Consider the following 26,313-nt stretch of genomic DNA (forward strand, 5'->3'; position numbering starts at 1 on the left):
CCATTTGATTTGGCTATATTAAGGATCTGACTCTTGGGGAGGAATAAAGCAGTGTCAGCAGCTCAACAATCGTTGTTCGTAATTACCGGCTCCTATGCGGAGGAAGCGGATAAAGGACTGCGCCTATTCCGGTTTCATGAAGAAAACGGTCAAATGACCGAAATCGCTCATTATGCCGGACTAAAAAATCCGACATTCGTTAATGTCGACTCGGAACGCCGATTATTATACGCAATCGCTGAAGGTATTAACAGCGAAGGGGGGAAAATCGGTGAAGCCGCGGCATTCCGCATCGACGAGTCGGAGGGGAAGCTCGTTCTCTTGAACCAAAGAGCAACGGTACAAGGGACAACCTGTCACATCCAACGGGATCAGAATAACCGTTTCTTGACGGTGACAAGCTATCATGGCGGCATGATCGGCCTTCTACAGATCGAGGAGGATGGATCGATCGGCGAGCTGCTTGATGTTCATCAGCATGCTGGCGGAAGCGTTGATCCGGAACGGCAGGACCGCCCTCATCCGCATTCCAGCTTCTATAGTCCCGATGGCCGTTATTTGCTCGTTCAAGACTTAGGCCTCGATGAGATTATCGTGTACAAGCTGAATGCCGATACCGGAAAGCTTAGCCGTCATGGCGCAACAAAGCTGCATGGAGGAGCTGGCCCAAGACATTTGACGTTCCATCCGAACGGGAAATGGGTTTATGTCATTAACGAATTGGATTCTACGGTTACGGGGCTTGCTTTCGATGCCGAGACCGGCTCGCTTCAGCCGTTCCAAACAATCAGCACGCTGCCATTGGATTTCGAGGGAGAAAACGGCTGTGCGGAAATCGCGATTTCGGCAGACGGCCGTTACGTGTACGGCTCCAACCGCGGGCATGACAGTATTGTAGTGTATGCTGTAAACGCTGAATCGGGTGAATTGACGCTGGTCCAGCATCATCCGACAGGCGGAGGGCACCCAAGGCATTTCGCGTTAACGCCATGCGGCGATTATTTGCTCGTTGCCAATCGCGACGCCAACAATATCGTCACGCTTCGGGTGAATAAAGAATCCGGGATGCTGAGCGCGACGGGGCAAGAAATAGAGGCTTCAAAGCCTGTATGCGTTGTTCCAGTCTATTTGAAGTAGTTCACAGCATGAATGAATATACAGCACTAAAGGTTAGATAGAAAGGACTTGTAATTTCGTGACAAGTAGCACCGACTCTAAAGCAGATCTTAAACCGACGAAAATATGGAAATGTAAAAACCCCGACTGTAAAGCTTGGGTGCGCGACGAATTTGCCGCTGACGAGCAGCTATGTCCGATCTGTAAGGGGCCGATGCTCCGCAGTATGAGACACTTGCCGCCGGTTCAGAAAAAAGCCAAATCGCAGCCGCGCAAGCCAAAATCATTGTTTTAGAACGACAGGCTGACCAAAGGTCCATGCGACCTAAGGGCAGCCTGTTTTTTCATTTAGGACTTGCCCCGCGTGCCGTCAGTGCATGGCAGGACCGAATATGGTAGGATAAGAATACGTAAATGCTAGAAAGCGAGGCGTGTCATGGCGAAGGGGAGCGATGCTCAGCAATCGATTCTGTTAATCGACGGCGTATGTCATCTGTGCCAGAATATCACCCGTTACGTTGTAGAGCATGATCATAAGCGCAAGTTTTCCTTTGCTGCGCTGCAGTCTCTGGCGGGAAGCCGGCTGCTCCGGCAAGGGGGCTTGAGCGAAAAGGATTGGGATTCGTTCGTCCTTGTGGAGAACGGCAGATATTATACCAGCTCCGGTGCTGCGCTGCGGGTTATGCGCGGGCTTGGCGGATGGCGAAGGATCGCGTATGCTTTTATTCTGATTCCAAGGCCGATTCGCGATGGGGCTTATCGCCTCGTAGCGCGCAATCGTTACCGCTGGTTCGGTAAGTCGGACGTTTGTCTGATGCCGACCAAAGAAGTGATGTCCCGGTTTCTCGAAGACGGATTAAATACACAGCTATGAAATATGACGACGTTGGAGCGTACAAAAATGAAGAGGTTCAAAAAGTTTTATATCGAAACAACAAGCATTTGCAATTTATCATGCGTCTTCTGTCCGCCGACTCAACGCGCAAAAGGGTTTGTGACGGTTGAGGATTTCACCAGCACGCTGGATCAGATCAAGCCGTTCACGGACTATATATACTTCCATGTCAAAGGCGAGCCGCTGCTGCATCCGAAAATTGACGTGCTGCTGGATATCGCGCATGAGAAAGGCTTTAAGGTGAACATCACGACGAACGGCACGTTAATTACAAAAAATAAAGCCAAGCTACTGGGGAAGCCGGCTCTGCGGCAAATCAACTTTTCGCTGCATAGCTTTGACGGACATCCCGGATCGAAGGACAAAGCGGCTTATTTGGCGGAAATATTGGCGTTCGTGAAGGAAGCGACGGAGACAAGCGATCTTATCGTGTCGTACCGGCTATGGAATTTGGATATGGACAACGAAGTGAATAAGCAGCGCGAGAAAAACCGCGAGCTGCTCAGCATGATTGAAGAGGCGTACGGCCTGGATTATAAAATCGAAGAAAAGTTTAAACCGGGAACGGGCGTGAAGATTGCCGAGCGGATTTATCTGAATCAAGATCCGGAATTTAAATGGCCGGATTTGAAGGAGCCGGAGGATGACGGGAAAGGGTTCTGCTACGCGCTTCGCAATCAAGCGGGCGTGCTCATTGACGGCACCGTTATCCCGTGCTGTCTGGATGGGGAAGGGATTCTGAATCTCGGCAACATTCACGAGAAGCCGTTCGAGGACATTATCGAGGGAGAGCGGGCGACACGGATTTACGACGGCTTCTCCCGCAGGGAAGCCGTCGAGGAGCTGTGCCGCAAATGCGGATACCGTCAACGCTTCGGCACATAGGTTCGAATATGGGAATCATAGATGCCCGTACGGCCGGAGACCAGCGCGCTGATGAAGCAGGCGATGAGCAGATAGAAGGCGCCGTGGACACCGAACAGCTCCAGGCCAAGCACCGTGCAGGCGAGCGGCGTTTTGGAAGCGGCGCCGAACACCGACGCAAGCCCAAGCGCCGCAAGGAACGGAGCGGACAGCGACAGATAGCTCGACAGCGCGCTTCCGAGCGTTGAGCCGATCACGAATAACGGCGTCACTTCGCCGCCGAGGAAGCCGGAGCCAAGCGTGACGGACGTAAATAACGTCTTAAGCAGAAAGACGATCGGCGATACCGCTTCGTGGAAAGCCTGTTCCATAAGCGGCAGGCCGAGTCCCAAATAATCGCGGCTGCCGATTGCGCAGACGAGCGCAATAATCAGCAGCCCGCCGACAAAGCTGCGCAACGCAGGGTTCTTCAGCCCTCTTGCGAACAGCTTTTTTAGGCTGCCTGTCAGCCTTACGAACAGCATGGCTGCGAGTCCGAAAGCGACAGCAGCGGCTGCAACCTTCAGCAGCACGGCCGGGTGGAGGGCGGGAACAGCCCCCATCTCGTAATGGCTGTGCCGGGCTCCCCAAGCGAGCGTAACGAAATGTCCGGTATAGCTTGCTATGAGGCAAGGAATCAGTGCCTCGTAGCGCATATTGCGGCGCGCGCTGGCTTCAAGCGCGAACAAGGTGCCCGCAAGCGGCGTTCCGAAGACGGAGCTGAAGCCGGCGCCGATTCCGCACAGGACCAGGACGCGCCGGTCCCAATGGTTCAGCTTGAACAGCTTGCCTATGCTAGAAGATAAGCTGCCGCTCATCTGCACGGCCGTGCCCTCGCGGCCTGCCGACCCGCCGAGCAAGTGGGTGACAAGCGTGCCGAAGAGAACGAGCGGGGCCATGCGAAGCGGCACGCTGCCGTTGCCGGTATGCACTTGCTCCATGACCAGATTGTTGCCGCGTAAGGTTTCTTTTCCATAGACTATATAAATATAGCTGACAAAGGCGCCGCCCAAAGGGAGAAGCCATAACAGCCAGCGATGCTGCATCTGCTGTTGGGTTACGGCTTCCAAGCTAAATAAAAAAACAGCCGACGCGGTGCCGGCTGCCGCTCCTGCAGGCAAAGCCATAAATATGTGCTTCAGCCAGCTAAGCAGGATGGATCGGATCATAAGTTAAGCTTGGCTCGCCAATACTTGCTGACGGCGTTCCTCTCGTTCCGCAGGCAGCATCTGCGGGCAGTTATAGCATTTCTCGCCGTTCTCCCTGCGGTCGTACATGCAGCAGGCGGAACGCAATATAAACTTGCCGTCCGGCGGCGACCAAGGATTATCAATGTAGCGCGGCTTATGGACGTAAGGATTGCGCCTCCGCTCGAACACTTCCGCAGGCAGCGCTTCAATCACTTTGAAGTCGGCCTCCAACCGGTCCGAAAGCTCGGGCCGGCCGAGCTCTTGGCGAACGTATTCAAGCACCGAATGAATTTGGGCGCCGAATTGGTTCCAGATCATATCCGGCTTAACGCCTCCGGCGCGGGCGATGGACTCGATGCCGGGAATAGCCGTTTCTTTAATAAATGTTGTCCACGCTTCGGAGATAACAGCCGCTCTCTCATCTTCTCGCTCGGGAAGCGGAATCATATCAAGCTCCTTGATTTTGTAGCCGATATGGAGATGGTCGTGATGCCACTCAAGCTGCAACGTTAATTGATCCAGCGGAAGACGGAGCATCTGATTATGCGCCGCGCCGAAAAACAGGTTCATAAACCCGAGATTGAAGAAGGTCGTTCCCGTAAAAGAAGCGGGGAGATCCATGCCGGTCGCGTTCCAATGCTTACCGACTTCGTTCAGCACGTCTTCGGCGCGCTTCGGGTCAAGCAGCTGTTCTGCAGGAAGCTCGTAAAGCGTTTCCTCCGCGCCTTCCGGAGATATATGGTAGAACATTTTGACAAGCGAGAAATCAAGCGCTTGTGACATGGGAAGCCTCCTCTGATTTTGTGATAATCGTTATCAATAAATGGCTAGAGTAATTATAGAACTCGCTTGCTCCCCTTGTCAATTGAACAAAAGAAAGCAAGCCTCGCTGCGGCAGCAAGGCTTGCGGACAATGTTTAGGTTTGCGGTGCGGTGCGCTGCCACGTTACTTCGCCGTTGTCGTCCATGATGCCGAGAGTGACGTCGGCAATATCGTGGTCTTTCAGCATCGCGTCGATCACGCGCTGCTTAATTTCGGTTGCTTCTGCAAGAGAGAGGCCTTTCCTAAGCTCAACATAGGCTTCGACATGATATCGGCGGCCTTCCTGCAAAATACGCATTTTATGGATATCGGTCACATCCGGATCCTCTAAGATCATTGAGCCGATTCTGACTTCGACATCCTTCGGCGCGGCAACGCCGATCAGTCCGACCATGTTATCGTAGCCGACCTTAAAAGCGACGCCGATCATCAGGAATGAGATTAGAATCGACGCGATCCCGTCCATCATTCGGAAGGTCGTAAACTCGGCCAATATAATGGCGAAGAGCGCCAACAGCTGACCGAGCGTGGCAACGACATCTTCATAAAAAACGAGACGGGTAGGCGGCGCTGCTCTCCCGACGTTGCGAACCGCGGAAGGAACGATACCTAACCCTTTAGCGCCAGAACGCGTTTCTTTTACAATTTCTTTCATCGCTTTGATTAAGATCGCGCCGTCTACGCCGGTAGCGATCAGTAAAACGATAAAGTTTAGCCAAAAATTCGTGGATTCAGCTGGATGCTTCAGGAGATGAACGCCTTCATGGAACGTTTCATAAGCCATGATGGTGACCACAATGACGGCGATCATACAGAACAGGTTCACGACGCGTCCGAATCCGGTTGGGAATCTCGGCGTCGGTTTGCGCTCGGCCAGCACGCTGCCGACAAAGACGAAGCCTTGGTTCACCGCGTCCGCGACGGAATGCATCGTGGACGCAAACATCGTGCCGCTGCCGCTGATGGCGGCGGCGATTCCTTTAATAATAGCGAGACCAACGTTGCCGAGGGCCGCGGTTGCCGAAGAGGTGTTGCCTTTTTTGATCAGCGCCCAAAAATTGCTCATCGTTCTACATGTCCTCCGTTTCAGATGGTTTGATTGTCATTATATTCCTAATAAGGGATGAGTTCAATGAGAAGGCTGTTTCTGATAAAAGGGATGTCGATTTGGAGTGAACTTTGGCAATTGGCGGCGAAGCTATTATAATGAAGAAGATATGAAGAAGGGAGTGGCGAATGGCCATGCTAACAAGAGTACGAGTAGAGACGAAGGAACAGCTGGAGGAGGCTTATCGCATTCGGACGGAGGTCTTCGTCCACGAGCAGGGCGTATCTCCGGAAATCGAAATTGACGGACATGAAGCGATTGCAAAGCATGTTCTGGTCTTATATGATGGACAACCTGTCGGGGCTGGCAGAGTAAGAGAGGTTGACGGGGTGGCGAAGCTTGAGCGGATCTGTGTGCTGCAGCCGTTCCGCAAACATAAGGCAGGCGCGGCCGTCATGGCGGAGCTGGAGTCGATCGCCAGCGAGATGGGGCTTGAGAAGGCGAAGCTGCACGCGCAGACGCATGCGGCAGGCTTTTACGAGAAGCTGGGTTATACGGCCGATTCCGACATGTTCATGGAAGACGGCATCCCGCATGTGCGGATGATCAAGAAGCTGGAGAAGTAGAAATACGAGAAGGATCGCATTTCAGTGAAAGAAGGTCTTACGATTGATTTTCTCTACCTATAAGTTCATTTTTGTTTTTCTTCCGATCGTTTTTCTCGTGTACCGGCTTCTAACGCTGACCAAAGTGCCGAATATCGCGAAGCTGTGGCTTGTTATGGCTTCGATCTACTTCTACGCGCAAGGCAGCGGCAGCTTTGTCGTCCTATTTATCGCGGATATATTCATTAATTACGCGATAGGTTCCTTTATCGTTAAACTGGGCCATCAAAAGGCGGTATGGAGCAAGAGGCTGTTGCTTACGTTGGGCTTGCTTTTGAACGTTGCCTTTCTGGGCTACTACAAATATGCGAATTTTGCGATCGAAAATATTAATCTGATCAGCGGCCAAGGCTTCCCGCTGCTCGAGATCGTGCTGCCGCTCGGCATTTCGTTCTATACGTTCCAGCTTATTGCGTATTTGGTCGATTGCTATCGAGGGTACACGAAGGAAACGCCGATCATCGATTTTTTTATGTTCATTACGTTTTTCCCACAGCTCATTGTAGGTCCGATCGTGCATCATGGCGATATCATCCCGCAAGTGCAGGACAAAAGCATGCTGAAGCTCCAGCCGGCCAATATTATGCTCGGCATGTTTCTGTTTTCGATCGGCTGCGCCAAAAAGATTTTGCTGGCGGACCCGCTGACCGACTATGCCGTCGCTTTCTACAACAACGTTGCGGCGGGCGACACGCTGACAGCTTGGCTTGGCTCCGTCGGCTATACGGTCTCATATTATTTTGATTTGTCGGGATATGCGGATATGGCGCTGGGACTGGCGCTATTGTTCAATATTCGTCTCCCGCATAACTTCAATTCGCCTTACAAGGCAAGGAATTTCAGGGAATATTGGCAGCGCTGGCATATGACGCTCTCCAAATTTTTATCCGACTATATTTTCCGCAGCTTTTATAAGAAAGGCAGCGGCAGCTTCAATTTCTATTTCTCCGTCATGATGACGTTTTTTGTATCCGGCTTCTGGCATGGCGCGGGCTGGCAGTTTATCGTATGGGGTCTCATTAACGGCATCTTCGTCTGCGCATCCCACTACATGTACCGGAATAAGCTGAAGCTTCCGTTCCTGCTGGCGTGGGGATTGACCTTTGCAGGCGTAATCGGCACACGCATCCTGTTTGTCTCCGAGTCCATGAATGAGGCGCTGCAGGTTATGCGTAAAATGTTAAGCTTTTCGGATTTTCAGGGCCTAGACGTACCTGCGATCGTGGACAAGCTGGCGACGTTCGCGGCCTACAACGCGTATACGATTGTGCTGCTGCTCATCGGTATGGCGATCACGTTCTTCGGCAAGAACACCGCGCAGATGACGCAGGAGTTCAAGCCGGGCGTCCGTCATGCGGTTGCCGCCGCGTTTTTACTTGGCGTCTCGTTAACGCAGATGACGTCCGTATCGAAGTTTTTATATTTCCAATTCTGAGGTGACGTTATGACTTTGCGCAAATGGCTGATCGCGTTTATCGCTTCGCTCGGACTTGCTGCGGCAGTCGTGGCGGGCTTCAATATCATTGTCGATCCGTTCGGCGTGTTCGGCGACAAGGTGCTGAAGTGGCACTCTTACAATATGGTGAACAATCCCCGCGTGGCCAAAATCGGCTATCTGGACCAGTACCATGACCGCTATAATTCGTACATTATCGGCGGCTCCAAATCGAGCTCCATCTCTCCTGAGCTGCTGAACGAATATTACGGGGACGACGCCCGTTTCTACAGCATGCTCATGTACGGCGGCGATTTCCACGATTATGAAAAAACGCTATATTACTTAATTGACAACTACAAGCCCAAAAACATCGTGCTGCATATGAGCTTGCAGGAGATCAGTCACTACAATGAATCGCCGACCGATTTCAAGCAATCGCTGCACGCGAAAGTATCCGGCGAGTCGCAGCTCGAGTTTTATACGGACTACCTAAAGCTGAATCCGACGTACGCGTATCGAAAGTTGGAGGGCTATGCGAAGCGCGCCATCGATTCATTCGAGTACTCGCAATTTATTCCAGAGACAGGCGTTTATAATAAGGTGAAGAGGGACGCCGAGCCGGTCGATAATCTGGAAGCGTATATGGCGGCCAACAAAGAAGCTTTCGCTCCATTCGGGAAGCTTGAAGCCGTAGCGCTTGACCAGAATGTCGAATCGCTCAGGCGCATGAAGGAATATACGGAAGCGCATGGCGCGACGTTTCGGCTTATTACGGGCGCGACTTCCGAGCAGGAGCTGCTGAGCTATGACATGGAGGCTCTGAAGACGTATTGGGCGAAGCTTGCCGACGTCACCGACTTCTGGGATTTCTCCGGCTACACGAACGTCAGCGGCGATCCGCGCTATTTCTATGATACGATGCATTACCGGAATACGCTCGGCCGCATGATGTTAGGGTATATTTTCAAAGATCAAGAGGTGTATGTGCCAAGCGGGTTTGGCCATTACACGACGAAGGAGAACGTGCGCGAGCATGCGGAGACCGTCTTTACCAGACCGGCAGCCGCCGCAAGCGAGGCTGTCAAAATTCCGATTCTCGTCTATCATCATATCGATGACGATCCTTATGAGCCGAACTCGCTTATTACGCCTGTAGCGAAGTTCCGAAGCGATATGGAAGCGGTCAAAGCCGCAGGCTTCAATACCGTATTTATTTCCGATCTGATCGATTATGTGGATGGCAAGAAGGAGCTGCCGGAAAATCCGCTGGCGATTACATTCGACGACGGGTATTACAGCAATTATGAATACGCCTATCCCGTCTTGAAGGAGCTTGGGTTCAAAGCGACGATATCGATCATCGGCTGGTCGGTTGGCCGCGAGGAACACCGAATACCCGGCAAGCAGTTTTACCCGCATTTTACGTGGGAGCAAGCGAAGGAGATGCAGGATTCGGGCATCATAGATATCCAAAATCACACTCTCGATATGCACGAGTCGGAGCCCGAAAACCCGGCTGTAAGAAGCGGCATTCTTCAAATGACGGATGAAACGAACGGTGATTACGCGCTGGCTCTGCAGACCGATGTCGGTTTGATGGAGAGGCAAATTGAATCCAGGCTTGGGAATGAAGTGAATGTCTTCACCTATCCGTTCGGTTTTTACTCCCATCTGTCCGAGCAGCTGCTCAAGGACATGGGCTATCGCGCGACGCTCACGACAACTTCAGGAATTAGTGAAATAAAAGCAGGCGATCCGAGAACCCTGTTTGCGCTTAAGCGCATTAACGGCGGCCCGGAAGTGCCGAGCGAAACGCTTGTCAGCCGTTTGCAGGGTAAATAAAGATAAGGAGGGTAACCTACATGAAAGCAATCGCGCAAAATGCGCCGGGCGGCCCCGATACGCTGGCTGTCATGGAGCTGGAAACGCCCCAGCCGGGACCGGGCGAGCTTTTGGTTGAAGTATTAGCGGCATCTTTGAATCCAGTGGATTACAAAGTGATGGGAGGCGGTCATCCCGCCTGGACCTATCCGCATGTGCCGGGAGTAGACGCAGCAGGTATTGTCCATGCCATTGGCGAAGGCGTTGAAGGCTGGAAGGTTGGAGACCGAATCGTCTTTCATCGAGATTTCACGAAGCAAGGCGTATGTGCCGAATATGCGGTAACGACTGCGCATACGGCGGCTCTTCTGCCAGAGTCGATCTCGTTCACGGACGCTGCGGCGTTCCCGTGCGCCGGACTGACCGCTTATCAAGTGTTGGTCCGCAAGATGAAGGCGGAGGCCGGGCAGTCTATTCTGATTCACGCAGGAGCGGGCGGCGTGGGCGGCTATGCGATTCAAATTGCGAAAGCGCTTGGTCTTGAACCGATCTATTCGACCGCGTCTTCAGCTAACGCCGATTATGTAAAATCGCTTGGCGCCGATGTCGTCATCGATTATCGAGTCGAACATGTGCTGTCTCGAATAATGGCATTGACCGACGGAATGGGCGTCGACTTGATTCTGAATACCGTGAATCGAGCTTCCTCTCAAGACGATTTGTCGGCGCTTGCTTTTGGCGGGCAGCTGGCGTGTATCGCGGGAGCGCCTGAAACGGTGGCGGATTTCCAGCCGTCGAGCAAATCGTTTACGCTGCATAAGCTGATGCTTGGCGGAGCGATGGGCTCCGGCAACCGGAAAGCGGAGGAGGATATTGCTCGTATGTCAGAGGAATTCCTAAGCTGGATGGAGGATGGCCGTATTCGTCCTCTCGAGCAGGAAATGATAACGCTAGAGGAAGTGCCGTCCGCGTTAAAACGGCTGTCTGAACGCCATGTCAGGGGCAAAATTGTTGTTCAAATGAAATAATGCGGAAGCTGCCGGTTCAAGCTCGTCCTTGCGAGCTTGCCGGCAGTTTCATTAATCGCCGATATTACAATGGAATGAGTGCATTAGCCGATTGGCGGTTTGTTCGGGAGGTGACCCTTCTGTCTCTGATTGCGCCCGGATACGGTGCCTGCGACCTCGTTTTCAGCGAGGCTGGATCTTGTGAAAAAGGCTTCATTTTTGCCGGCCATGCTTGGATTTTTATGATTTCGATGTCGTCCCATTTGATTCCCCTCCTTTTCAGGTGATCACCTATAGATTAACCATGAACGGCTTCGTTTAACGAGGGAAAACACGCCAATGTCTTGAGCCGCTGCGGTGCGGTACTAAATGGAATTAGTACTAGGCGAACGCGGTTCGTTTCCTTATGATGGGAACAACATCGTAAGAAAGCGAAGTGATGAAGCGGCATGGATCAAGGGCTGTGGGGGAGGCTTACGCGCGGGTTTGTTTATCTTGTGTTTATTTGGGTCGCGGGCTGTTTCGTGATGCTGGTTGCTTCTGTCTCCGGCGCCGGACCATTCTATGTTTCATTAATGATGTGGCTTTGCATCGGATTAAGCATCTCGGTCATTGCAGGACTTGGCCGCCGGCTGAAGCGGAGAATCTATTGGAGCGGGATCGGCATGCTTGCGCTTGTATTCATTGGCGCTATTGCCGCTTATGAGGCCAATCAGGCTTATCATAACCGTTTCGAAAAAATACAAGAGTTTGAAGTTTCTTTCATGCAGTATGAGCCTTTTACGAAAGCGAATAAGCTTGCCAAGATTGAAATGCCGGCAACGTTAAAGCTGACGGATTCCTTGCCTAGATTGGACGGGGCTACAGCGTTATATCCGCTCTACGCTTCGTTTGTGCAGGCTGTCTATCCGGAAAAAGCTTATGATCCTTATGAAAGCGAGGTTATCGTTTCCCGGACGAGCCAAGCTTTCAATAACCTCGTTAACGGGAAGGCGGATATCGTCTTTATGGCCGAGCCTTCCGAGCTGCAGAAGGCGGGGGCAGCCTTGAATGACCGCGAATTGAAGATGACGCCGATTGGAGCGGACGCGTTCGTATTTTTTACGCATGCGGGTAATCCAGTCGAGGAGTTGTCGTTAGAGCAGATTCGCGAAATTTATTCCGGACGAATCGCGAATTGGTCCGAGGTCGGCGGCAAGGATGCAGACATACGCGCGTTCCAGAGGCCGCAGGACAGCGGAAGCCAATCTGCGCTGCAGCGGCTGATGAAGGGTGAAAAATTGATGAACGCACCTGTAGAAGACGTTGTGGCGGGAATGGGGGGCATAATCGAGCAGACGGCGGATTACCGGAACTATCCGAATGCGATCGGATTTACGTTCCTATATTACGCGTCGGAGATGGCACAGAATAAGAAGATTAAACTGCTCGCAATAGACGGCATCTATCCAAGCCGCGAAAATATCGCGAACGGCCTTTATCCGTTAGCCGATAGGTTTTATGCGGTAACGGCAGGGACGGATAACCCGAATGTCGAACCTTTTATCGAATGGATGCTGTCAGGACAAGGACAGGAGCTTGTCCGGCAAACGGGCTATACGCCATTGTTTTTACCATCACCTGAGAAATGAGGGATTTCGATTGGCTGCAAAACCGCTTGTATTCGCAGATCGTTTGATTCCGGCAGATGTGGCGGAGTATTTAAGGGAGCACTGCGAGCTGGATATTTGGCAGGAGAAGGACACGGTTCCGCGAGACGAACTGTTTCGTCGTCTGGCGAATGCGGAAGGCTATTTGACAGCTGGAAGACGAATCGACGGTACGCTGCTTGAAGCGGCGCCTCAACTAAAGGTTGTCAGTACGATCAGCGTAGGGTATAACCATTTCGATATCGAAGCGATGAAGCGAAGCGGCGTGATTGGGACGCATACACCGGAGGTGCTGGATGAGACGGTTGCGGACCTCGTGTTCGCGTTGATGCTCGGTAGCGCCCGGCGAGTTGCGGAGCTGGACCGGTATGTGCGGGACGGGCGATGGCAGCGAGGCGACGGGGAAAATCTATTCGGCATCGACGTCCATCATGCGACGCTGGGCATTATCGGAATGGGGCGAATAGGCGAGGCGGTCGCAAGAAGAGCGGCGCTTGGCTTTGGCATGAAGGTGCAATATTATAACCGAAGCCGCAAGCCTGAAGCGGAGAACAGCTATGGCGCGGTATGGCTTGGTTTGGACGAGCTGCTCGCTTCATCGGACTTTGTCGTGCTGCTGACGCCGCTCACCGATCAAACGAAAGGGCTGATGGGGAAGCGGGAGTTTGAGCTTATGAAGACTTCCGCTATCTTCATTAACGCGTCACGAGGAGCAACGGTCGACGAAGCTGCGTTAATCGAGGCGTTGCAAAACGGATCCATCCGCGCTGCCGGACTGGACGTCTTCCAGCAGGAGCCGCTGCCTGCCGGCCACCCGCTGACGGAGCTGCCGAACGCGCTGTTGCTGCCGCATATCGGTTCGGCGACGGCGAAGACGCGGGATGACATGGCGATGATGGCTGCTCGTAATTTGGTGACAGCGCTGCAGGGTGAAACGCCGCCGCAGCTTGTGCCGGAGTTCCGCAAGGGGTAGGATCGTTTGAGAAATAGGCTTTGCGCAGGTCGGATTGACCTCGCGCGAAGCCTATTTTTTTAGCAGGGGGGCCGTTAAGAGGGTGAATGTAGGCATTAGAGAACATTAAAAAGAAGCGCCAGACGACCGAGCGCTTCTTCCTAAGTGCTTAAATGGTTTCAAGCTTGACAACTTCAACGCGATTTGAGAAAAAGGTAGCCCCGCCGCCCATGTCGGCAAGACGCTGCGGCGTTAAAGCGTTGACCGGGCTCATGCCGCGCTCCTCGTCATCCCACCAAAGGCCCTGCGTAACCAGTACGCCCGGCAGCACGTCCTCGCCAAGCTTCAGCGTCAGCTTCGCCTCGCCGCGGTCATTGCGGACGAGAACGCGCTCTCCGTCAGCCAATCCGAGACGCGACGCATCCTCCGCATGCATGTGAAGTACCGGGCCTTTCTCCAGCTTTCGCAGCTTTGGTATATTGCCGAACGTGGAATTAATGTAGCTGTGATTCGGCCCAGTCGTCAGCAGGAACGGATACGTTTCCGGTTCTGCAAGCGGCGTGTAGGTAGGAACCGGGGGCAGTCCCGCTTCCAGCATCGCTTTGGAGTACAGCTCGATTTTTCCGCTAGGCGTCGGAAGCTGGTCGGTAATGGGGTATCTTCTGCCGTCGCCGGCTTTCATCCAATCGTTCTCCATCAGCGCCTCAAACGTAATCCCTTCAATCAAAGGATTCAGCTTGCTGTCGAGCGCTTCTCGTATCATATCCTCCTCCGTCAGATCGAACAACTCCGGTTCAAAGCCCATGCGTAAGGCAAGCTCTTTGAACAGCGTGAAATTCGATTTGCTTTGTCCGGCAGGAGGCAGGATCGGTTTGCCCAATTGCAAATAAAGATGCCAGTAGGAACCGTATAAGTCCAAGTTCTCCATATGTGACGTTGCGGGCAGGACAAGATCGGCATATTTGCAAGTGTCGGTTAAGAATAGATCATGCGTTACGGTGTACAAATCGTCCCGGCTAAGGCCTTTACGAACCTTTTCCTGTTCCGGAGCCACAACGGCGGGATTGCTGTTGTAGACGAACAGCATTTTTACCGGAGGATCCAGCTCCGTCAACGCGTCGCCGAGCTGATTCATGTTGATCGTGCGAACCGACGGGTCCGGCAGCAAATCTTCACGTTCCAACGCCGCATTGTTGATGCGGGAATACCAGCTGTTGCCCTTCATGGCGCCGCCGCCGATTTCCGCCCATTGACCGGTAAGGGCTGGCAGGCAGGAGATCGTCCGGACGATCATACCGCCATTGTCATGATGCTGCAGGCCGTTGCCGATTCGAATGAACGAAGGCGTCGTCTTGCCGTATAAAGCGGCCAGCTCTTCGATTTTTTCGGCAGGCACGCCCGTCAGCTCAGCCGCTAGCTCCGGCGTGCAGGCCGCGGCCTGCTCCGCAAGCTGCTCGTAGCCTACCGTATAATCGCGCACAAATGCCTCGTTCACATAACCGTCACGAATGAGAATATGCATCATGCCGAGCGCCAGCGCACCGTCGCTTCCGGGACGGATTAAAATAAAGTCGTCCGCCCACGCGGAGGTGCGGTTCCGGTGCACGTCGATATGGATAATGCGGGCGCCGTTTTTGCGCGCCTCGCTCGCAAGCATCGTCTGATGCATGTTCGTCGATACAAGATTGCAGCCCCAAATAAGGAACAGCTTCGTCTGCACCGTCTCTTCCGGGTCGATGCCGATGGAACCGCCCATCGTATAGCTGTAACCTTTCGAGCCGGCTGCATTGCAGATGGTCCGGTCCAGGCGGCTTGCGCCCAGACGATGAAAGAAGCGGCGGTCCATGCCTTCCGCGTTTAATATACCCATATTGCCATAGAAGCTGTAAGGCAAAATCGCGTCAGCGCCGTAAGTATCGATGATCGATCGCATCTTGCCGGTTATTTCGTCATACGCTTCATCCCAGCTGATCGGCTCGAACTGCAGCGTACCCTTCGGTCCGACACGGCGCATCGGCGTTAGCAGCCGTTCCGGATGATGAACGCGGTCAGGCAGCTGTCTTACTTTATTGCAAATCGCGCCCTTCGTAACCGGATGCTCGGGGTCGCCGGTAACGGCGGTCACTTTACCGTCTGTTATCGTTACATGCAAACCGCAGGTGTCGGGACAGTCGAAGGGGCAGACGGAGCGTACAATGCCGTTGTCGGGAAATGTTTTCATGATGGGGATCACTCCATTCGCCAGTAGGGTCAAAAGGTTTCTGTCTATAAAAAATAATAGCTTAATCATTATACCTGCATCGGTCTTTCTTTTAAATACTCGGACGGTGACTGTCCTGTTGTCCGTTTGAAGATTCGCTGAAAGTATGACGCGTCGGAATAGCCCAAATATTCGGCGATTTCAGTCACGGTAAGCAGCGATTCCGTAAGCAAGTAAGCGGCTGTACGCATACGTACGCTGTGCGCATATTCGCTTATGGTCTGTCCGGTCATCCGCCGAAAAAGCGTCGCGGCATGATTCGGACTTCTTCCAATCCATTCGCCTAGATGCTCCTTCGTAATTTTCGATCGGTAATGCTCTTGGATATAGCTCTTCATCCGTTCGGCATGCTGAAGCGAAATATCCGCTTTCTCCCCAAGCTCAAGCTCCCGGCTCCATAATACAAGCGCATCAAGCGCAAGCGCCGCCGCTCTCAAGTCCGAGCAGGGAACGTTCTCCCGCCATTCCTTCCAAATCCCGCGCAGCCTCTCCAGAACAAGCTCGTAGCAGCCGGCTTTCGCTTGGGTAAAGGCGGCTTTGCCAAACATCGCGAGCCGTTCAAAAGCCGATGCTTGATTAGTCAGTTTCAGTTGAAGCACGTACTGCTCGTGAAACACGGTCGGCACACTTTTGCCATAGAAGGGAGCGCCCGGGGGGACAAACAGGAAATCGCCTTTTTCTGCAAGAGTCTTATGGCCGTCAACCCAATAGACGCATTTGCCGTACGTCACAATGATGAGATAGGCGGTATCCGCGAACGCTTCATGCTCTTCATACCAGTTCATGCCTTGACGGAGAAACAGATTTTGAACCGACAGCATACGACACCTCGAATCTTACTATAGTACATCCATAATACTATAGTGTTTGTACGTTGTCTCCGTTTCTCTATACAATGGTCACAGTTACTGAAACGCGGAGGGATAATAACATGAGTCTGACTAAAATTGTGTGCACCATGGGACCATCCAGCAATTCGATATCGATTCTTAAAGAAATGATGAACGCCGGCATGAACGTTGCAAGGTTAAATATGGCGCATGGCGAGCTGAGTGACCATAGCGCGCGCATCGCGCTGGTCCGCGAAGCGGCTTCGCAAGCTGCAAAGGTTGTAGCCGTCATGATGGATATAAAAGGACCGGAAATCCGCATCGGCGCGTTAGAAGAAAGCAGCTACGAGCTGAAGACGGGCGATAAGCTGACTTTAACCAGCCGTCCGATTACAGGCACGGGCTCTTGCGTCGCGGTCAACTATGAGGACATGCCTAAGGTTGTAACGCCAGGAACCAAAGTGCTGATCGACGACGGTCTGATTGAGCTTCGCGTCGAAAGCGTTGAAGATACGGAAATCCATTGCGCCGTCCTGAACGGCGGCCCGCTGAAGCCGCGCAAAGGCGTGAACCTGCCAGGCATCCGGACGACGCTGCCGGGGGTAACGGAGCGGGATATTAAGCATATCGCGTTCGGCGTAGAAGAAGGGGTCGACATGATCGCGGTGTCGTTCGTCCGCAAGGCTGAGGATATTTTGCAGGTAAGACAGCTGCTTGAGGACGCGGGCGCGGGTCATATTCAAATTATTTCGAAAATTGAAAATGAAGAGGGCGTTGAAAACCTGGACGCGATCATCGAAGTGTCCGACGGCATCATGGTGGCGCGCGGCGATCTCGGCGTAGAAATTCCGGCGGAGGACGTGCCGATGATCCAGAAGGAAATGATCGACAAGTGCAACCTCGCGGGCAAGCCGGTTATCGTTGCGACGCAGATGCTGGATTCGATGCAGGTGAATCCGCGTCCGACAAGAGCGGAGGTCAGCGACGTGGCCAACGCCGTGCTCCAAGGCGCGGACGCGATCATGCTGTCCGGCGAAACGGCGGCGGGCAAATACCCGCTTGAATCGGTCCGTATGATGGCGATGATTGCGCAGCGCACGGAATCGACGATCGACTACGCCGATCTGTTCCAAAGCAAGCTGACCGTACCTACCTCCTCGGTGACGGAAGTTATCAGCCAAGCGGTTGTAAGCTCATCGCTGCAGCTGGACGCCAAAGCGATTCTTACGCCGACCGAAAGCGGATTTACCGCGCGTATGGTCTCGAAATACCGTCCAAGCGCTCCGATTATCGCGATAACGGCGCATGATTATGTGCTAAAGCGGTTAACGCTTGTGCGCGGCGTCGTTCCGGTCAAAGGCGAATCGCATAACAATACGGACGATATGTTCCAATCGGCCGTCCGGAGCGCGCGCCGTACCGAGCTGGTGGCGAAAGGCGATTATGTGGTCATCTCGGCAGGCGTACCAAGCGGCAGGGCGGGAGCAACGAACCTGATCCAAATTCACCAAATGGAATAGAAACGCTATTGACAGGAAAGCGCAAAGGTGACACAATAGGTGAGGTTCATCGATAACGAATACATTGGCATACATTCGTATAACCTCACATAACGGCAAAAGGCACAGGGTGAGGGTCTCTACGGGAAGCCTTACTTCCTTGCTACGAATAACCTATCTTCTTCCAAAGACAGATAGGTTGTCCGTAGCTTTTTTGCGTTCGGATCGAATGGTGGACATGAAGCATGATAGAGGAGTGAAATTACGATTATGAAGTATATTTTGTCTGTTTTTATAGGCGCGGCCAGCTATGGCATCTTGTCGACCTTCGTCGTGCTGGCTTACGGCAAGGGTTATACGCTTGGCGAAGTTGTCGGCACCCAGCTGCTTGTCGGCTTCCTGCTTTCTTGGCTGTTCGCTACGATAATGGAAAGGAAAAGCGCCCGAGCGGCTAAAACCAAATCTGTGCGTGACGGGCAGGGGGCGGCGGTTAAGCTGACCTGGAAAAAGAAGCTGCTGCTTATGGCGGCAGGACTTCCAACGGCGATTACTGGTTTGGTGTACTATGAATCGCTTCGGTACATTCCCGCATCGCTTGCGATTCTGCTGCTGTTCCAATTCACTTGGATCGGCGTGCTGATTCAATCGGTGCGCCAGCGCAAGCGGCCGGACCGCATTATTTTCCTGACGCTGGTCATCTTATTCAGCGGAACGTTCCTTGCGGCGGGCATCATGGAGAACGGCACCGGCAAGTTCAACCTTTTAGGCGTCACGCTTGGATTCCTGGCTGCAATCAGCTACTCCATGTTCATCCTGTTCAGCGGTAAAGCCGTTCCGGAGGCTGCGCCCGCAACGCGGAGCAAATGGATGACGCTCGGCGGACTGCTGCTCGTATTTATTCTTTTTACGCCTGAATTTTTATGGAACGGCGAGCTGTTCAGCGAGCTGTTCTTGTACGGCGCGATTTTGGGCTTATTCGGCGCGTTTATTCCGCCGCTGCTGTTCGCCTACGGCGTTCCGCATATTGGGGAAGGAATGGCCGGTATATTAGGCGCGGCGGAGCTGCCGGTTGCCGTTATGCTCTCCTCCCTTGTTCTACAGGAAGAGGTCTCTTGGCTTCAGTGGGCAGGCGTTATTTTGGTGCTTATAGGCGTTGCTTATCCGGAATTAATTAAGCTGGTGAGAAAATATGACCGTTTCGCCTCCAGAAAAGAACTGACGAAGCAAGGTTAGGCTGCAATAAGCTGTTCCCGTGATTGGACTTGCGGGAGCAGCTTTTTTTATTTCCGCGTTGCTCCAGCAGCTCGCGCAATGGGGGAGTTTGGTAAAGTTTATTTTATACCTGTTTTATTCCTTTAACCTTTCCACAGAATGGCATTATACTAAGGATGTCGGGCCGACGCATTACGTGAAGGAAAGGAGCTGATCAGATTGATTCACAACCTAGAGGTGGTCTCCGTTTAATCGGAGACCGCCGTTACAGAAGAGGCCTTCGGGCCTCTTTTCACGCTTTAAATGGCTAAAATATTCATTCAAAAAAAAGATTGTGATCGAAAAAAGATTTCATTATAATGGAAAAGCGATGCTTCATACGAAGCGCGGGGATCACCCCATAAAAATTCGAAGAAAGGGAGGCGTTAAGCAATGCAAAATGTAAAGTTGAAAGTCGCAGCTGTCACTGAAGCCAAAAGAATGAACCTATTTGAGGAGGACCTATACCGTGAACTACAAAAATGGAAGAGACGTGCTTCCCCCTAGTCTCCTGTCGGAGCTGCAAAAATATATTCAAGGCGACCTGATTTATATCCCGAAGCCATCCAACCAGCGCGCAAGCTGGGGAGAGGTCAGCGGCACGCGGAAGCTGCTGGCGGAGCGGAATAAAGAGATATTCCAGCACTATTGCAACGGCGCGACCGTCGCGGAGCTGGAGCGGAAGTATCACTTATCCAGCGAAAGCATTCGCAAGATTATTGTGAAGGCTCGCTAATGAGAAAACGAACGGATCGGAAACCAAAAGAACCTCCATCAGTGCCGGGCAGGCATCGACGGAGGTTCTTTTTTACATGGTCATCAGTGAACCGATGTGGTCGGAAGCGGCACGGTTGTTCTTGGATATTTGTAATCGTCGCGGTAGCAATTCGTTTCCGTGTCATAGTTCGATTGCGAAAGCCGGCTCGTCACCTCGAATATCGGAAGATCTTGGCTTACGTGCAGCGTTGAACCGTAAAACGTGCAATTCTCGAAATGAAAATCAAGCGTCGTAATAATGATGACGCAATTTGTGAAGGTACAGTTTTTGAAGCTGAAGCCGTCGAATGCGATCGTTTCGTTGTGAAAGTTCTCGTTCATAATCAATCTCATGTGAAAAAACACTCCTCTGCTAGAAATAGGCGACATGCCTATCATCCTAACAGAGCGGTTGTAAAATGTTTGTCGCAACGTGACTGCCCGATGCGAATACTTATCGACAACGATCCCAATCTTCCAACGCAAGCTCCTGCACGAGGACCGTGCCCGCTTCGTATCCTTCGCTGGCCGCGCCGACGATGCCTGTAAAGCCGTTTTTGGCATCGCCGATAATATAAAGGCCGTCAACCGCTGTTTTGCCATGGGCGAGCGTTTCGTATTTGCCGTTTTGGTCCGCCGGCACACCGAGCCGCGCAGGGATGTCTGACGCTTCCCGGGCCCCGGTATCCGCAAGAAAGCCGCCGCTTCGCGCAATCGACGTTCCGTCAGCGAGAACGACAGCTTGCAGCATACCATCCACTGAAATCAGCCTCTCAATCCGTTCGTCGGCCACTTTAATACCTCGCGCGCTCATTTCGTCAAGCTGATCGCTGTCAAAAGCTGTCGCACCGTTTGTAAAAATGAAAATGTCTTTACTCCAGTTATAAAGCTTCTTCACGTATTCGAATGTCTTCCGGCCATGGCCGATTAATGCGAGCGGCTCATTGCGGCGCTCCCATCCGTCGCAGAACGGGCATGGGAATATCGAGAGGCCGTATGCCTCGTGAAGTCCTTGTATAGGAGGAAGATGATCACGCATGCCGGATGCGACGATGAGCTTGCGGCTTTGAACGGTCTGGCCGTCCGCAAGCGTCGTCTCAAAGCCATAGCCGGTTATTTCAGCATGTACAGCCGTACCCTTTTGCCAATGGACTGACGGATACGCTTGGAGATTCTCGCGAGCGAGCTGCAGAAATTGGGCAGGGGGTATGCCGTCTCGCGTTAAATAGCCGTGCGCCGCTTTCGAAGCGGCGTTGCGGGGCTCGCCTTCGTCGATCACAATAACGGAACGAACGGAGCGGCCCAGCAGCATAGCGGCGCTTAAGCCGGCGGGTCCGCCGCCGATGATGGTTACATCCCACGTTTTCAGTTCGGGCCACCTCCAGGTTGAAAAGAGAACAAGTATCAATGTTCACTGCTTGGCTGTTATAATGAAGCTAACGAAATGAACTGCCAACAATAGGATTACGGTTTATTATGACGGTTGGAGCTGATTGTTATGCCGAATACAAGCTTAAACGCTTTTCATCCCGTCGTGTCCGCCTGGTTCCAGGGCGTTTTCGGCGAGCCTACCGATGTGCAGAGGCAGGCTTGGGCTTCCATTGTGGAAGGCCGGCATACGCTGATTGCCGCCCCGACAGGCTCGGGCAAGACGCTGGCGGCATTGCTGCCATGTATAGACGCGGTTGTAAAAAACAAGCTGAAAGCCGGCTTTCGCGAGAAAGGGGTCCGGCTGCTCTATATTACGCCGCTAAAAGCGCTGAACAACGATATCCAGCACCATGTGCTTGCGTTTGCGGAGCAGCTTGAGGCGGAAGCAGCGCGAAGCGGGCAAGCATGGCCTGGTCTAGCAAGCGGCGTCAGAACAGGGGATACGCCTTCCTCGAAGCGCGCCGCGATGGTGAAGAGGCCGCCGGAGCTGCTGATCACGACGCCTGAATCGCTTTATATTCTGTTGACCTCGGAGCAAGGACGGGGCATGCTGCAGGCGGTGAGCCATGTCATCGTCGACGAGATCCATGATCTGGCGGGGGATAAGCGGGGCGCCCATCTTTCAGTGTCGTTAGAGCGGCTGGAGAGCTTGACGGGAAGACGCGTGCAGCGGATTGGCGTATCCGCGACGCAAAATCCGCTTTGGCGAGTCGCGCAATTTCTTGGAGGGTGGACCTCGGAACAAGCGGATTTAAACGATCAAGCTGAAATTGCGGATTGTGAGCTTACCGGATCCGAAAGATCCGAAAGAATGCTTGATGAGTCCGATGAAGCGGTTCATGCGGCGCATCCTCTTGGTTATGTCCGGCGCGACGTTCATATCGTAGAGAGCCGCATGCAGAAGCGGATGAAGGTAGCGGTGACGATGCCGGATACAAGCGCCCCGGCAAACACGCGAGACGCCGTGTGGCAGCCGATTTTGAAACGGCTGTTCGATCTGATGGAGGGCTGTGCCTCGGTGCTGCTGTTCACGAACAGCAGGCGGTTATGCGAGAGGCTTGTGCTGCGCATCAACGATCATGCCGGATTTGAGATGGCAAGAGCGCATCACGGCAGCATGTCGAAGGAGAAGCGGCTTGAGGTGGAGGCGATGCTGAAGAACGGCGAGCTTCGCTGCCTGGTGGCGACGTCGTCGCTAGAGCTCGGCATTGATGTGGGGCATATCGACCTGGTCATTCAGATCGATTCGCCGCTCGATGCGGCCTCGGGCATACAACGGATCGGCCGAGCCGGGCACGCTGTCGGCGACGTCTCCCGCGGCGTGATCGTTGTGCGGCAGCGCGGCGTGCTGCCGGAAGCGGCGGTGCTTGGCGGAATGATCGCCGCTCGCGAGATTGAACCGATCCGTATTCCTTCAGCCCCGATCGATGTGTTATCCCAGCAAGTGATCGCCATCGTTGCTTCGGCGGATATGACCGTTCCTGAGCTGTACGGATTGCTGCTCCGGAGCGACAGCTATCGCAGCTTAACGTTGGAACAGCTGGAAAGCGTGCTTGCCGTACTGGCCGGCTTGTATCCGTTCGCCAGGCCTATCGTCGAATGGGACAGGCAGAACGGCTTGCTGCGCAAGCGGGGCAATACGGCAATCGCCGCGATGACGGGCGCCGGCACGATCCCGCAATCGTCTCAATATCCGGTCCATCATTTGGACAGCCGGGTTCATCTTGGAGAGCTGGATGAGGAGTTCGTGCATGAGAGCCGGGTAGGCGACGTGTTTCTGCTCGGGACAACCTCATGGATGATCCGCAAAATCGATAAGGACCGGGTATACGTATCCGAAGCGTCGAACAGCTTCAGCGAGATACCGTTCTGGCGGAATGAAGGGCCAGGCCGCACGTTGCGGCTCGGAATGAAGGTCGGGGAGCTGTTCGAAGAGCTGGCCGCTCGTCTTGGCCTGGATCCGGCTCCGAATCGGATTCGGAGCCGGCAATGGAGCAGCTGGAGCAATGCTGACGGCTCGCCGATGGATGCCGGCAGGCGGGAAGAGACGATCCGGTGGCTGGAGCGCGAATTCGGCATGGAGCCTTTCGCTGGGGGCGAACTGATCGGCTATGTTGCCTCCCAGCATACGTTCAGCGAGCTTCCGTCGGCGAAGCGGATCGTAATTGAGCATTACCGCGATATGATGAATCAAACGCATGTCATTTTATTGAACCCGTTCGGAAGAAGAGTGAACCGGACATGGCTTCTTGCGATTCAGCGCCGATTCGAGCAGGCGCTCCCATATACGTTATACGGTAACGCCAAAGATAACGGCATCGAATTTGTGCTGCCGGAATGGGACGCTTCCTGGCTCCGGATCATTGGAGAAGTCACGCCGGACAATGTGGAGCCGCTTCTGACGGAGGCCGTCACCGGTTCGCCATTGCTCGCAATCGCATTCCGGCGCATCGCGGAGACAGCGCTGCTGCTTGCGAGAAGCTTCACGCGGGTGCCGATGTGGCAGAAGCGGCTGCGCAGCGAGGAATTGCTGCGGGAGTCGCTTCCGTATGCGGATTCCTTCCCGTTCTTGACGGAAGCGATGAAGGAATGCATACACGAGTATCTCGACCTGAAATCGCTGAAGTCTATTTTGTCGTCGATTCGCGGCGGAGAAATTGAGATTGTCGTCCGAGAGACGGAGTTCCCGTCGCCAATGGCAACACAATTTCTTGCCGATTACGTGAATATGCGAATGTATGAGGGAGACGGATTGGATCCCGCGACCAAAGCCGGCTTGCTTCATATGAGCAAAGGTCTCGCTGGCGAGCTGTTCGGAAGCGTGGAGCGTGGCGGCGTGCCGGAGCAGGCGATTCGTCAGATGGAAGAGCGATTGGAGCGGCGGGAGCGCGAGCTGCAGTCGGCTGAAGATCTGCTCACCCATTTAAAGATCAGGGGAGATTCAAGCTTGGACGAGCTGGTTAGGCTTGGCGGGGCGGAGACGGCAAGGTGGCTCGACGAGCTCGTTTCTGCAGGCAGGGCGAAGGCAATCAATCTGCGCGGTCTGCAAGCGGACGAGCCGGTCAGCCGATGGATAAGCGCGGACGAAGCCGCTATATATGAAAGCTTCCCGGGCACTCGCGAATCGGCCGTGTTTATTGTTAGCCGTTATGCGGACAACCGTATGTCATTTACGGAGCCGGAGCTATGCGAGCGTTATCCGGTCCTTTCGCTGCGGGAAGCCCGCGTACTGACAGATGATCTGATCAAAAGCGGCGTTATTCAGCAGGCGCCGTTTGCCGCCGACGAGAAGGAGCGCATTTGGTGCAGCAGCAAGGTTGCGGGCCAAATCGTCAAATTATCGATTGGAGAAGCGCGCAAGCACGCAAAGGCGATGGATCCGGAGCGCTGGTGCGGATACTTGGCGCAGCGCCAGCATGCGCTTGAAGGAGCCAGGCTGCGCGGCGCGGTAGGCTTACTGGCGGTTATCAGCCGCATGCAAGGACTGTTCTTGCCCGCCTCGCACTGGGAGAGCTTCCTCTTCCCTTCGCGCGTCTCGGATTACCGCAAGGAGGAGCTGGACGGATTATGCGCAAGCGGCGAGGTTATCTGGATCGGCAACCGCGCGGGCGGCCAGAAGGAGGGGCGGATCGCCTTTTTCCTTGCGTCGAATACGGAACTGCTTGCCCCGTATGTTGAACAAGCCCATTCCGTAACAACCGCGCATCCGAAGCTGCTGGAGCTGTTGAAAAACGGAGGCGCAAGCTTTCTTACTCAGCTAAGCCGGTTATATGGAAAAACGCCGAGCGAGACGTTAACCGAGCTGCTCGACCTCGTATGGGAGGGCAACGCATCGAACGATCAATTCGCGCCGCTTAGAATCAGCATGGCGAAGAAAGGGAGAGACGGCGGCAAGGGCGGTTCCGGCTTCGGACGCTGGTATTGGACAGGCTCGCTTCACGCTGCTGCGCCTGCCGAAGAAGAAGCTGCGCCGATTGCCGCTTCCGGAGGCAACAAGCTTCCCCCTTCTTCCTACTGGATCCGCCAATTACTTGACTGTTACGGCATTGTGACCAAAGAGCTTGTGGCCGCGTATACGCCGTTCCGCTGGGATGAGGTGCTGCCTGTGCTGAACAGGCTTGAGGAATGGGGTGCCGTCACCCGCGGCATATTCGTAGAAGGCGCCGCGGCGATTCAGTTTACGACCCCGGAAATTGCGAAGGAGCTTCAGAATGCGAGCGCATCGCAGCCTGGCGGCGCCTTGACGGTGCTGTCGGCAATGGATCCTGCGAGCCCCTACGGGTTGTTTATCGATTGGCCTCGCAAGTCTTCTGCCAACGCCTCGTTCAGCCGGAAGCCGGGCAGTTATGTCGCCTTGAGCGGCTCCAAATGGCGGTATTGGATCGAAGGAAACGGGAAGAAGGTCTATACGCTGTCCGACAGCGAACACGGTGAAGCCGGTTCGGTGAAGCCGGAGACGATTAGAGCCGAGCTCCATTCGGTATTCGGCACGATCCTTCGCCAGCAAGGCTTGACGAAAATCGTCATTGAAGAATGGAACGGCAAACCGGTCGCCGAGTCGGACGGCGGAGGCATCCTGACGGAAATGGGCGCGGAACGCGACCGGCATTCTTTCGTGCTTTGGATGAGCAGGCTGTAAGAGAGGCTAGATGGAATATATGCATAAACGGTATCCAAGCCTAAGGGCAGAGGATGCCGTTTTTTTGATGACATGCTTATTTTAGATAATAATTCCGCAAACTAATCTAGAAATAAAAGACGCTTGACAGAGCAGGGGGA

Annotated in this window: 22 protein-coding genes and 1 riboswitch; of the genes, 14 read left to right on the plus strand and 8 right to left on the minus strand. The window is 53.7% G+C overall.

Annotation, left to right across the window (positions count from 1 at the left end):
- Nucleotides 1-51: 51 nt before the first annotated feature.
- The 4 genes from D3P08_RS09450 to D3P08_RS09465 all read left to right on the plus strand — a co-directional run bounded on the left by D3P08_RS09450 (nt 52) and on the right by D3P08_RS09465 (nt 2,896).
- The gene (locus D3P08_RS09450; RefSeq protein WP_119599320.1) at nt 52-1,137 is read left to right on the plus strand and encodes a lactonase family protein; all 1,086 of its coding nucleotides are present in this window, start codon (nt 52-54) and stop codon (nt 1,135-1,137) included.
- Nucleotides 1,138-1,195: 58 nt separating this feature from the next.
- Nucleotides 1,196-1,411, plus strand: coding sequence for a cold-inducible protein YdjO-related protein (locus D3P08_RS27855; RefSeq protein WP_119599322.1), 216 nt, complete (start codon nt 1,196-1,198; stop codon nt 1,409-1,411).
- Nucleotides 1,412-1,552: 141 nt separating this feature from the next.
- Nucleotides 1,553-1,990, plus strand: a complete 438-nt coding sequence (locus tag D3P08_RS09460; RefSeq protein WP_119599324.1) for a thiol-disulfide oxidoreductase DCC family protein — start codon at nt 1,553-1,555, stop codon at nt 1,988-1,990.
- 27 nt (nt 1,991-2,017) lie between these two features.
- On the plus strand, nt 2,018-2,896 hold the full coding sequence (locus D3P08_RS09465; RefSeq protein ID WP_119599326.1) for a radical SAM/SPASM domain-containing protein: 879 nt from the start codon (nt 2,018-2,020) through the stop codon (nt 2,894-2,896).
- On the opposite strand, the gene D3P08_RS09470 is transcribed toward D3P08_RS09465, so the two are convergent.
- From D3P08_RS09470 to D3P08_RS09480, 3 genes are all read right to left on the minus strand, one after another.
- Nucleotides 2,878-4,083, minus strand: a complete 1,206-nt coding sequence (locus tag D3P08_RS09470) for a chloride channel protein (protein ID WP_240647393.1) — start codon at nt 4,081-4,083, stop codon at nt 2,878-2,880. The two genes, D3P08_RS09465 and D3P08_RS09470, sit on opposite strands and share 19 nt — an antisense overlap.
- A 3-nt stretch (nt 4,084-4,086) precedes the next feature.
- Nucleotides 4,087-4,887 carry a (2Fe-2S)-binding protein gene (locus tag D3P08_RS09475; RefSeq protein WP_119599328.1) on the minus strand — a complete coding sequence of 267 codons (801 nt, stop codon included), beginning with the start codon at nt 4,885-4,887 and terminating at the stop codon, nt 4,087-4,089.
- Nucleotides 4,888-5,021: 134 nt separating this feature from the next.
- Entirely contained in the window at nt 5,022-5,993 is a 972-nt protein-coding gene (locus tag D3P08_RS09480; protein WP_119599330.1) for a cation diffusion facilitator family transporter, read from the minus strand.
- 170 nt (nt 5,994-6,163) lie between these two features.
- On the opposite strand from D3P08_RS09480, the gene D3P08_RS09485 reads away from it, so the two are divergent.
- From D3P08_RS09485 to D3P08_RS09500, 4 genes are read left to right on the plus strand one after another with little or no spacing between them, the layout of a single operon-like run.
- Nucleotides 6,164-6,601: a GNAT family N-acetyltransferase gene (locus tag D3P08_RS09485; protein ID WP_338068712.1), complete on the plus strand. Its 438-nt coding sequence runs from the start codon at nt 6,164-6,166 to the stop codon at nt 6,599-6,601.
- Nucleotides 6,602-6,644: 43 nt separating this feature from the next.
- Nucleotides 6,645-8,075, plus strand: coding sequence for an MBOAT family O-acyltransferase (locus D3P08_RS09490; RefSeq protein WP_119599332.1), 1,431 nt, complete (start codon nt 6,645-6,647; stop codon nt 8,073-8,075).
- Nucleotides 8,076-8,084: 9 nt separating this feature from the next.
- On the plus strand, nt 8,085-9,920 hold the full coding sequence (locus tag D3P08_RS09495) for a polysaccharide deacetylase family protein (protein ID WP_119599333.1): 1,836 nt from the start codon (nt 8,085-8,087) through the stop codon (nt 9,918-9,920).
- 20 nt (nt 9,921-9,940) lie between these two features.
- On the plus strand, nt 9,941-10,927 hold the full coding sequence (locus D3P08_RS09500) for a zinc-binding dehydrogenase (RefSeq protein ID WP_119599335.1): 987 nt from the start codon (nt 9,941-9,943) through the stop codon (nt 10,925-10,927).
- Nucleotides 10,928-11,010: 83 nt separating this feature from the next.
- Here the strand turns inward: D3P08_RS09500 and D3P08_RS27265 are convergent, their stop codons facing one another.
- Nucleotides 11,011-11,169 (minus strand): hypothetical protein, encoded by a 159-nt coding sequence (locus D3P08_RS27265; protein WP_162848412.1) that lies wholly within the window; start codon nt 11,167-11,169, stop codon nt 11,011-11,013.
- A 186-nt stretch (nt 11,170-11,355) separates the two neighbouring features.
- Here D3P08_RS27265 and D3P08_RS09505 point away from each other — a divergent pair, with 186 nt between their 5' ends.
- Both D3P08_RS09505 and D3P08_RS09510 read left to right on the plus strand, forming a co-directional pair.
- Nucleotides 11,356-12,537 (plus strand): PstS family phosphate ABC transporter substrate-binding protein, encoded by a 1,182-nt coding sequence (locus D3P08_RS09505; protein WP_119599337.1) that lies wholly within the window; start codon nt 11,356-11,358, stop codon nt 12,535-12,537.
- Between the two features lie 10 nt (nt 12,538-12,547).
- Nucleotides 12,548-13,528, plus strand: a complete 981-nt coding sequence (locus tag D3P08_RS09510; protein ID WP_240647395.1) for a 2-hydroxyacid dehydrogenase — start codon at nt 12,548-12,550, stop codon at nt 13,526-13,528.
- Nucleotides 13,529-13,676: 148 nt separating this feature from the next.
- On the opposite strand, the gene D3P08_RS09515 is transcribed toward D3P08_RS09510, so the two are convergent.
- Both D3P08_RS09515 and D3P08_RS09520 read right to left on the minus strand, forming a co-directional pair.
- Nucleotides 13,677-15,728 (minus strand): molybdopterin-containing oxidoreductase family protein, encoded by a 2,052-nt coding sequence (locus D3P08_RS09515; RefSeq protein ID WP_119599341.1) that lies wholly within the window; start codon nt 15,726-15,728, stop codon nt 13,677-13,679.
- A 68-nt stretch (nt 15,729-15,796) separates the two neighbouring features.
- A complete protein-coding gene (locus D3P08_RS09520; protein ID WP_119599343.1) occupies nt 15,797-16,588 on the minus strand; it encodes an AraC family transcriptional regulator in 792 nt (263 codons plus the stop codon).
- Between the two features lie 110 nt (nt 16,589-16,698).
- Between D3P08_RS09520 and pyk the strand changes: the two genes are divergently transcribed.
- The 3 genes from pyk to D3P08_RS09535 all read left to right on the plus strand — a co-directional run bounded on the left by pyk (nt 16,699) and on the right by D3P08_RS09535 (nt 20,083).
- On the plus strand, nt 16,699-18,117 hold the full coding sequence (gene pyk / locus D3P08_RS09525) for a pyruvate kinase (RefSeq protein WP_119599345.1): 1,419 nt from the start codon (nt 16,699-16,701) through the stop codon (nt 18,115-18,117).
- Nucleotides 18,118-18,172: 55 nt separating this feature from the next.
- Nucleotides 18,173-18,282: riboswitch (purine riboswitch) on the plus strand.
- An 84-nt stretch (nt 18,283-18,366) separates the two neighbouring features.
- Nucleotides 18,367-19,329 (plus strand): EamA family transporter, encoded by a 963-nt coding sequence (locus tag D3P08_RS09530; RefSeq protein ID WP_119599347.1) that lies wholly within the window; start codon nt 18,367-18,369, stop codon nt 19,327-19,329.
- Nucleotides 19,330-19,816: 487 nt separating this feature from the next.
- Nucleotides 19,817-20,083, plus strand: a complete 267-nt coding sequence (locus tag D3P08_RS09535; RefSeq protein WP_119599349.1) for a CD3324 family protein — start codon at nt 19,817-19,819, stop codon at nt 20,081-20,083.
- An 83-nt stretch (nt 20,084-20,166) separates the two neighbouring features.
- On the opposite strand, the gene D3P08_RS09540 is transcribed toward D3P08_RS09535, so the two are convergent.
- On the minus strand, nt 20,167-20,457 hold the full coding sequence (locus D3P08_RS09540; protein ID WP_119599351.1) for a hypothetical protein: 291 nt from the start codon (nt 20,455-20,457) through the stop codon (nt 20,167-20,169).
- A gap of 100 nt (nt 20,458-20,557) precedes the next feature.
- A complete protein-coding gene (locus D3P08_RS09545) occupies nt 20,558-21,511 on the minus strand; it encodes an NAD(P)/FAD-dependent oxidoreductase (RefSeq protein WP_119599353.1) in 954 nt (317 codons plus the stop codon).
- Nucleotides 21,512-21,601: 90 nt separating this feature from the next.
- Between D3P08_RS09545 and D3P08_RS09550 the strand changes: the two genes are divergently transcribed.
- Nucleotides 21,602-26,173, plus strand: a complete 4,572-nt coding sequence (locus D3P08_RS09550) for a DEAD/DEAH box helicase (RefSeq protein ID WP_119599355.1) — start codon at nt 21,602-21,604, stop codon at nt 26,171-26,173.
- Nucleotides 26,174-26,313: the final 140 nt, after the last annotated feature.

The organism is Paenibacillus nanensis (assembly GCF_003583765.1).
Lineage (GTDB): Bacteria > Bacillota > Bacilli > Paenibacillales > Paenibacillaceae > Pristimantibacillus > Pristimantibacillus nanensis.